At 51.7% G+C, this 6452-nt stretch carries 8 protein-coding genes and 1 pseudogene; 6 read left to right on the forward strand and 3 right to left on the reverse strand.

The window, feature by feature from the left end:
* Positions 1-224 precede the first annotated feature (224 nt).
* From HJG40_RS14095 to HJG40_RS14115, 5 genes are all read left to right on the forward strand, one after another.
* Positions 225-1619 carry a sigma-54 interaction domain-containing protein gene (locus HJG40_RS14095; RefSeq protein WP_438263570.1) on the forward strand — a complete coding sequence of 465 codons (1395 nt, stop codon included), beginning with the start codon at positions 225-227 and terminating at the stop codon, positions 1617-1619.
* A gap of 83 nt (positions 1620-1702) precedes the next feature.
* Complete coding sequence (locus HJG40_RS14100) at positions 1703-3247, forward strand: 2-isopropylmalate synthase (RefSeq protein WP_215864786.1); 1545 nt, start codon at positions 1703-1705, stop codon at positions 3245-3247.
* Between the two features lie 7 nt (positions 3248-3254).
* On the forward strand, positions 3255-3590 hold the full coding sequence (locus HJG40_RS14105; protein ID WP_215864787.1) for a thioredoxin family protein: 336 nt from the start codon (positions 3255-3257) through the stop codon (positions 3588-3590).
* Positions 3587-4183, forward strand: a complete 597-nt coding sequence (gene ampD, locus HJG40_RS14110; RefSeq protein WP_215864788.1) for a 1,6-anhydro-N-acetylmuramyl-L-alanine amidase AmpD — start codon at positions 3587-3589, stop codon at positions 4181-4183. Before HJG40_RS14105 ends, ampD begins: the two co-directional genes overlap by 4 nt.
* A complete protein-coding gene (locus HJG40_RS14115) occupies positions 4152-4712 on the forward strand; it encodes a hypothetical protein (protein WP_215864789.1) in 561 nt (186 codons plus the stop codon). Before ampD ends, HJG40_RS14115 begins: the two co-directional genes overlap by 32 nt.
* Here the strand turns inward: HJG40_RS14115 and HJG40_RS14120 are convergent.
* Positions 4667-5371, reverse strand: coding sequence for an epoxyqueuosine reductase QueH (locus tag HJG40_RS14120; protein ID WP_215864790.1), 705 nt, complete (start codon positions 5369-5371; stop codon positions 4667-4669). The genes HJG40_RS14115 and HJG40_RS14120 overlap by 46 nt on opposite strands.
* 77 nt (positions 5372-5448) lie before the next feature.
* On the opposite strand from HJG40_RS14120, the gene HJG40_RS14125 reads away from it, so the two are divergent.
* Positions 5449-5778: a 4a-hydroxytetrahydrobiopterin dehydratase gene (locus HJG40_RS14125; RefSeq protein ID WP_215864791.1), complete on the forward strand. Its 330-nt coding sequence runs from the start codon at positions 5449-5451 to the stop codon at positions 5776-5778.
* Positions 5779-5817: 39 nt separating this feature from the next.
* Here HJG40_RS14125 and HJG40_RS14130 read toward each other — a convergent pair whose 3' ends face one another.
* Together HJG40_RS14130 and HJG40_RS15500 are read right to left on the reverse strand one after the other, a co-directional pair.
* The gene (locus tag HJG40_RS14130; protein ID WP_215864792.1) at positions 5818-6120 is read right to left on the reverse strand and encodes a hypothetical protein; all 303 of its coding nucleotides are present in this window, start codon (positions 6118-6120) and stop codon (positions 5818-5820) included.
* A 190-nt stretch (positions 6121-6310) separates the two neighbouring features.
* Positions 6311-6452 (reverse strand): annotated as a pseudogene (locus tag HJG40_RS15500) (heterodisulfide reductase subunit B); the annotation flags it as partial.

A 6452-nucleotide genomic window follows, 5' to 3' on the forward strand; every position in this document is an offset into this window, starting at 1 on the left:
TGTATTGCTCACTCATTTTTATATCGCGGCAGATGGAAGAATGTCATGATATGTCATGACATCTACTGACAAACAGAGTACCTTGTTCATAAACAAATATAATTAAGTTATGGTAATAGAAATTTTCTTGCATCCAAAAAGAAAGAAGATGCGTATTATTTACGGAACAATATGTTCCGCTTGCAAAAGCAGTAGCCGACCAGACACCGAGGCAAATTATGGATATGCAGAATCGTGACCGTACTACTCCTGATGTGCATAAGCCCACGCAAAAGCACAAGTCAGCAACTGGTCTGGATGTTCAGAGTGTTTTGAATATTCAGCAGAACCCGATGGTTTTGATTGATGACCAGTACCGGATTATTGCAGCGAACCAGGCCTATCAGGAGGCCTATGGTGTGCAATCTGATGAGGTAATAGGACGTTGCTGCCATGAAATTTCCCATCATTCGCCGGTGCCTTGCCATATGCGTGGCGAAGATTGTCCCCATCAGGCGGTTTTTACGACAGGAGAAGCCCACGATGTCCGGCATATTCACTATGATCACCAGAATCATGCTGAACATGTGCGTATTCGTGGACATGCCATCAAGGATCAGGATGGCAATACCTACCTTGGTGAGGAAATTATTCGCTTGCCGCATCAGGAAGAAGACATTACTTGTGGTGACATGCGCATGGTGGGCCGTTCTCCGGCATTCATGAAATGCCTGCATCACATTGAAATGGCGGGCCGTACAGATGCCAGTATTTTACTTTATGGTGAAAGTGGAGTTGGTAAGGAGTTGGCAGCCAGCGCACTCCATCAATTTTCTGCGCGGGCATCTGAAGCATTTATTACCGTGGATTGTGCGTCGCTGCCTGAAACACTTTTTGAAAGTGAAATACTGGGCCATGAAAGAGGGGCTTTTACCGGTTGTCTGGGGCGTAAGCGTGGACTGTATGAAATGGCCGATCGGGGAACCCTGTTTCTGGATGAGGTGGGCGAATTGCCCTTAAGTATGCAGGCTAAATTATTGCGGGTTCTGGAAACCGGGACTTTTCGGCGTTTGGGGGGCTCAGAGACCTTGCATGCCGATGTGCGTATTATCGCGGCGACCAACCGTAACTTATTGGAAATGGCCGGGCAGAGACAATTTCGGGAGGATTTATATTATCGTCTCGCGGCTATTACCATTGATTTACCGCCCTTGCGGGATCGTCGTGATGATATTGCGGGTATTGCTGCGGTGTTGCTGGAACGCATTGGTAAAAGTTGGGGAGGGCAGTGGACGCTGTCGAAAGATGCAGAACGATGCCTGTTTGCTTATGACTTTCCGGGCAATGTTCGGGAATTGCGCAATATTCTGCAAAAAGCTGCAGCACTGGCTGATGGACCCGTTATTCAGGCAAATCATCTGAATTTTACGGGAGTTATTCCAGCGTTTGAGGCGCATGCTGCTGCTTCGCCGGGTGCCGTGAGAGATTTTGGAACTACGGCATCAGTGACGCGCGGTGGCGCGCAGCCCGATGATCTGGAGGCTTTGTTGCGGCAATATCAAGGCAACCGGCGACGGGTAGCTGAAACTCTGGGAGTTAGTGAGCGCACTGTTTATCGTTGGTTGCGGCGAGACGCCTGAATCATTCACAAAGAAAGTGCATTGTCTTCGTTAATTGTTGGTAGCGGGGTACAATCCTCCCAATTGATTGGGAGACACTGGCTATGACAACGTCCAAAGAGCATTTGATTATTTTTGACACTACCTTGCGCGACGGCGAGCAATCTCCGGGCGCTTCCATGACCCGTGATGAAAAGTTGCGCATTGCCCAGGCATTGGAACGCTTGCAGGTGGATGTCATTGAAGCAGGCTTTCCGGTCGCCAGCCCCGGAGACTTTGCCGCCGTGCAGGCTATTGCCAGGACCGTACGGGAAAGTCGGGTATGCGGATTGTCGCGCGCGCGGGATGAAGACATTCGCCGTGCCGGTGAGGCGTTGAAAGAAGCCAATGCTGCACGTATTCACACGTTCATTGCCACCAGTCCGATTCATATGCAGGCAAAATTACGGATGAGCCCGGAACAGGTCCTGGAACGTGCGGTGGCTGCGGTAAAACTGGCGCGGCAGTATTGTGATGATGTGGAGTTTTCACCGGAAGATGCGGGTCGTTCCGAGGAGGATTTTCTGTGCCGGGTGATTGAAGCGGTCATTCAGGCGGGAGCCCGTACCATCAATATTCCTGACACCGTTGGTTATAATCTGCCGGATCGCTTTGGTCAGTTGATTGCCAATTTGCGTAACCGGATTCCCAACGCCGACCAAGCCATTTTTTCGGTACATTGCCACAATGATCTGGGCCTGGCGGTAGCCAACTCCCTGTCTGCCGTACAGCATGGTGCCCGACAGGTTGAATGCACGATCAACGGTCTGGGTGAAAGAGCGGGTAATGCCGCCCTCGAAGAAATCGTTATGGCTGTGCGCACACGGCAAGATGCATTTGCCTGTGATACCCGCATTGATACCAGCCAGATTGTAGCTACCAGCAAGTTGGTTTCTACCATTACCGGCTTTCCGGTCCAGCCCAACAAGGCCATTGTCGGGGCAAATGCCTTTGCCCATGAGTCAGGCATTCACCAGGATGGTGTGCTCAAGCATCGGGAGACCTATGAGATCATGCGTGCGGAAGATGTGGGCTGGTCGGCCAATCGCATGACGTTGGGAAAACTTTCCGGTCGGGCGGCAGTACGTGCGCGTCTGGAGGCGTTGGGTATTCATCTGGAGAAAGATACGCTGGATCAGGTTTTTGCCCGCTTCAAGGATCTTGCCGACCGCAAGGCGGAAATATTTGATGAAGACCTGCAGGCGCTGGTCAATGAAGACCTGCAGGAAGAGCAGGCAGAACATTATCGTCTGGGTTATTTGCGGGTTTGCTCGGAAATGGGTACGCATCCCGAAGCGACTGTGGAAGTCTGGGTGGACGGGGTGGCCAAAACCGCTAAGGCAGTGGGTGGCGGGCCGGTAGATGCGGCATTCCAGGCCATGGAAAGTATTCTGAACAGTGAAACCCGTTTGCTGCTCTATTCGGTCAATGCCATTACCACGGGTACGGATGCCCAGGGCGATGTGACCGTGCGTCTGCAGGACGCCAGTGGTCGGGCCGTCAATGGTCAGGGCGCCGATACCGATATTGTCGTGGCGAGTGCCAAAGCTTACCTTTCGGCGATGAATCGTTTGCAGGGTCCGTCACAACGCCAGCATCCGCAACTCTAACGCAGAAATGAAAACGGTTTCTGAACTGGGGTTTTGGCAGCGTATGGCGGAAACCCGGGGTGAAGTTGTTTTGTTTTTCAGCTCTGCAGGCTGTCATTCCTGTCGAATCTGGCGGCGACTGCTGCAGAATCTGGAAGATAACCGGAGTGGTCTGCAGGTTTGGGAGATTGATGCCGGCATTGATATGGGCATTACCCGGGAATTCGAGGTGTATCACCTGCCTGCACTGTTCCTGTTTCATAACGGCCAATATCAACGTCCGATTCAGGTGGAGGCGCGGGTCCATGCGCTGGAACAGTGGCTGAACGCGCATGCTGACCTCCCTCCTGAAGAGCTTCCTTGAATCCTGATCTGCTCAATCCCTGGAACGCGGCGGGCTGGCATGCCATGGCGCATGTTGCACCCTCACCCTATTTTGATCAAAGGCCTGTGGGTGTAGAGATTGATCTGCTGGTTGTTCATGCTATCAGTTTGCCTCCAGAACAATTTGGGAGTGGCGAAGTGCCACGATTTTTTATGGGGCTTCTGGATTTTGACCGGGATCCTTATTATGAACAGTTAAGAAACTTGCGGGTGTCTGCACATTTTTTCATTGAACGAGATGGCAAGCTTTGGCAGCATGTGAGCGTCTGGGATCGTGCCTGGCATGCCGGCGTATCTTCATGGCAAGGCCGTTCTGCCTGTAATGATTACAGTATAGGTGTGGAGCTGGAAGGCAGTGAATCCAGCAAATTTCTGCCCATTCAATATCAACGTCTGGCGGCTTTAAGTCGGGATCTGCAAAAACTGTTTCAGGCTATGCTGCAAGAACGCATCGTCGGCCACGCAGATATTGCGCCTGGACGCAAATGGGATCCCGGTCCGGGCTTTTCCTGGGACTATTTTACAGAGGTGTATGCAGCGCATGGCGGAGATCAGAGAAGCACCGAAACGTGACTGGCGACGTGGTTGGGCCGGACCCCTGGTCGTATTTGTTCTGCTGGTATTGGGAACCCTGTGGTGGTTGGGCGTGTTTCATTCCGCCCAAGTGCTTGAAGAAGCCGGAGCGGCCCACGCGTATATTTATCAGAATTTCCAGGGCACTTATCGGCAGATGGTCAAGGCCAGAGGGAAGTTGTCGGCGCAGTTGCCTGCAAATCTGCGTGGTCATACGGAAATCACGATGATGGAAAATGAAACGGGTAGTGGTGGGGATGCGATGGTCCACGCCCGAATAGGTTACCTCGTGGATAACGGCGAGGCCACACCGCCGGGATGGTTACTGGGAGATTGGCCCGCACAGAGAGTGGCGCGGGTGCAGGTGAGCGCAAATGCGGCCATCGCTTCGTGGAAAGCCTATTCCGCCCTGAGTGACTGGGGAAAGGCCCGAGGCATGCCTTTACATTATCCCTTGTTTGAAATGCTGGGTCCGGGTAATCGTTACGTGTTATTGATGCCTCTGCTTAAATCTCCGGCATCTTCCTGACGGACGCTGTCTTTGCCATAGAATTTGATGCCACGCATAATTTTTTCGCGGCCCTGGCTCAGGCGGTGCATGTTGGTATCACGCAGGGAGTAGACACACCCGCAGTATTCCTGCTGATAAAATTGTTCTTGCTTGGCTATGTCAATCATGCGGGCACTACCACCGCCCTTGCGCCAATTGTAATCCCAATATTGCAGACCCTCATGGCGGTCTGCAGCACGAGCACCGCAGGCATTGATCTGGTCCATATCTTTCCAGCGCGATATCCCCAGAGTGCTGCTGAAGACGCTGAAGCCATGCTCCGCTGCATATAGTGCCGAACGCTCAAAGCGCATGTCGAAACAGGCAGTGCAACGCTCGCCACGCTCCGGTTCCCATTCCAGACCTTTTACACGGGTAAACCAGTTGTCCTTGTCATAATCCAGGTCAATGAAAGGAACATCCAGCGCCTCGGCATAGCGAATATTTTCTTCCTTGCGCAATTCATATTCTGCCTGCGGGTGGATATTTGGATTGTAAAATAGCACCGTAAATTTGATGCCGGCTTTGCGAATATCATCCATGATGGGACCAGCACAAGGTGCACAGCAGGAGTGCAGGAGAATGTGCGTACTGCCGTCGGGTGTCTGCAATGGTGAGGGGGGCGTTTTTTTGGACATGAATGATACCTGAAAAAGCACTATGCTGATGACAAGCATACAACTCATCAGTCTATTTGCCAAAAAGGAGCTTAGCGATGCCCAGCGATTTGCGACAGGGAAAATGTCAGGCTTGTGAAGGCGGTGTCGAAAAACTTGCGGAGGACAAACTCACCGAACGTATTGGAAGTCTAACCGGATGGCGTCTGGAGCAGGGCAGTTTATGCCGGGATTTTCAATTCAAAAACTTTTACGAAACTATGGCGTTCGTTAATGCTGTAGCGTGGATTGCGGATCGTGAAAATCATCATCCAGACATGGAAATAGGCTACGGATACTGCCTGCTGCGATACTCTACTCATGCAGTCAAGGGAATCACCGAAAATGATTTTATTTGTGCCGCACAGGTGAATCAACTGCTGGAATGAAACATCGTTTCACTCCAGCCGCCTGCATTTACGCCTGTATCAGGCGTTGTTGGCATGACGCAGCAGAGGACGCATGCCTTCGCGAACCTGACGCTGAATGAAAGCAACGCGGCCGGGTTCCTTTTTGTCCAGTTCTGCGGCACATTCTGAATTGGTCAGAGCGGCAGCACTGAGCATGACTTCCAGCTCGCAGGTGTCAACTTTGGGATCAGTCAGGGCGGCAGGTGCTACATTCATCTGATCGCCTACATGCCAGAACATCCGCGCATTCCACATGCGCAGACGGACGTTGGGATTTTGGAAAAGTTCTACGCAACGGGTATTGAGAGCCTTGCTGTCCACGGTCTTCCTCCTGTCAAAACGGATCATTTCATCGCCTGTTCGGGCGAGCGTGCTTAAGCATACTCGAAAAAGGTACCTGAAGGGGAGTTTTTTGGGGATTGAAGTATTCCATGCCCGGATAGATTTCGTATGTTAATAAAAAACCCCGCAGCAAGGCGGGGTTTTATCCGTGTGACGCTTTTTCAACTATTCAGGCAGATGCACCTGCTTTCATGTTGATATTTTGGTTAGTGGCGAGTTCGGGGTTGTAGAGGTATTCCACATTACCCTGTTCGACCTGTTTGAGGTATTCCTGGAAGTCGGCTTTGGCCTTGTCCCAGCTGATGCCCATT

The sequence above is a fragment of the Acidithiobacillus concretivorus genome (assembly GCF_018853445.1).
Lineage (GTDB): Bacteria > Pseudomonadota > Gammaproteobacteria > Acidithiobacillales > Acidithiobacillaceae > Acidithiobacillus > Acidithiobacillus concretivorus.